The organism is Nonomuraea sp. 3N208, assembly GCF_052245935.1.
GTDB lineage: Bacteria > Actinomycetota > Actinomycetes > Streptosporangiales > Streptosporangiaceae > Nonomuraea.
This window is the reverse complement of record NZ_JBQQBR010000135.1, coordinates 1-1,721: the sequence shown is the minus strand read 5'-3', so window position 1 is coordinate 1,721 and position 1,721 is coordinate 1. Positions and strand designations below refer to the sequence as shown.

1 protein-coding gene is annotated in these 1,721 nt (G+C 71.6%); it reads left to right on the top strand.

All coding sequences use genetic code 11. The features are described from left to right. Positions 1 to 1,721 (top strand): copper-translocating P-type ATPase (locus ACTWPT_RS59830; protein WP_443186449.1); only part of this gene is annotated, 1,721 nt, incomplete at both ends.

The window sequence follows — 1,721 nt, the reverse complement described above, 5'->3', positions numbered from 1 at the left end:
CCGGTGGTGGTGTATGCGGGCTGGCCGTTCCACAAGGCGGCCTGGACGAACCTGCGGCACGGCGCGGCGACGATGGACACGCTGATCTCGATCGGCACCATCGCCGCGCTGGGCTGGTCGCTGTGGGCGTTGTTCTTCGGCACCGCTGGCACGCCCGGGATGACGCACCCGTTCGCGTTCACCATCGAGCGCACCGACGGCTCCGGCAACATCTACCTGGAGGCGGCGGCGGGGGTGACGGCGTTCATCCTGGCCGGCCGGTATTTCGAGTCACGCTCCAAGCGGCGGGCGGGCGCCGCGTTGCGAGCCCTTCTGGAACTGGGCGCCAAGGACGTGGAGTTGGCCGACGGGCGGCGGGTCCCGGTAGAGGAGCTTTCGGTCGGTGACCGGTTCGTGGTCCGGCCGGGTGAGAAGATCGCCACCGACGGGGTGATCGAGGAAGGCACCTCGGCCGTGGACGCCTCGATGTTGACGGGCGAGTCCGTGCCCGTCGAGGTCAAGCCTGGCGATGGGGTGACCGGTGCGACGGTGAACGCGGGCGGCCGATTGATCGTCCGCGCGACCCGGGTGGGAGCCGACACGCAGCTGGCCCAGATGGCCAAGCTGGTGGAGGACGCGCAGACCGGTAAGGCGCAGGTGCAGCGGCTGGCCGACCGCATCTCCGGGATTTTCGTGCCGATCGTGATCGCGCTGGCGCTTGGCACGCTCGGGTTCTGGCTCGGCACCGGCGACGGCGTGGGCGCCGCTTTCACCGCGGCGGTGGCAGTGCTGATCATCGCCTGCCCGTGTGCGCTGGGCCTGGCCACGCCCACCGCGCTGCTGGTCGGCACCGGCAGGGGTGCGCAGCTGGGCATCCTGATCAAGGGGCCGGAGGTGCTGGAGTCCACCCGCCGGATCGACACCGTGGTGCTGGACAAGACCGGCACGGTCACCGAGGGCAAGATGACCCTGGTCGACGTCCACGTGGCCGAAGGTGAGAGCCGGGAGGAGGTGCTGCGCCTGGCCGGCGCGTTGGAGCACGCCTCCGAGCACCCGATCGCCCAGGCCATCGCCCGCGCCGCCGGCTCCGACGCCACCGTCGAAGACTTCGCCAACATCGAAGGACTCGGCGTGCAGGGCATCGTCGACGGCCACGCGGTCCTGGTCGGCCGGCCTCGGCTGCTGGAGGAATGGTCGCAGCACCTCACCCCCGACCTGGAGCGCAAGCTGCACGCGGCGCAGGCCGCCGGGCGGACCGCGGTCGCGGTCGGCTGGGACGGTCAGGCGCGGGCGGTGCTGGTGGTGGCCGATGTGGTCAAGCCGACCAGCAAGGAGGCCATCGCCCAGCTGCGTGCCCTCGGTCTCACCCCGGTGTTGCTGACCGGCGACAACGAGGCCGTGGCCAAGACCGTGGCCGCCGAGGTCGGCATCGACGAGGTGATCGCCGAGGTGCTGCCCGCCGACAAGGTCGACGTGGTCAAGCGGCTGCAGAACGAGGGCCGGGTCGTGGCCATGGTGGGCGACGGGGTCAACGACGCCGCCGCGCTGGCCCAGGCCGACCTCGGGCTGGCGATGGGCACCGGCACCGACGCCGCCATCGAGGCCTCCGACCTGACCCTGGTCAGAGGCGACCTGCGGGTGGCCGCCGACGCCATCCGGCTGTCGCGCAGGACACTGGCCACGATCAAGGGCAACCTGTTCTGGGCCTTCGCCTACAACGTGGCCGCCCTGCCGCTGGCCGC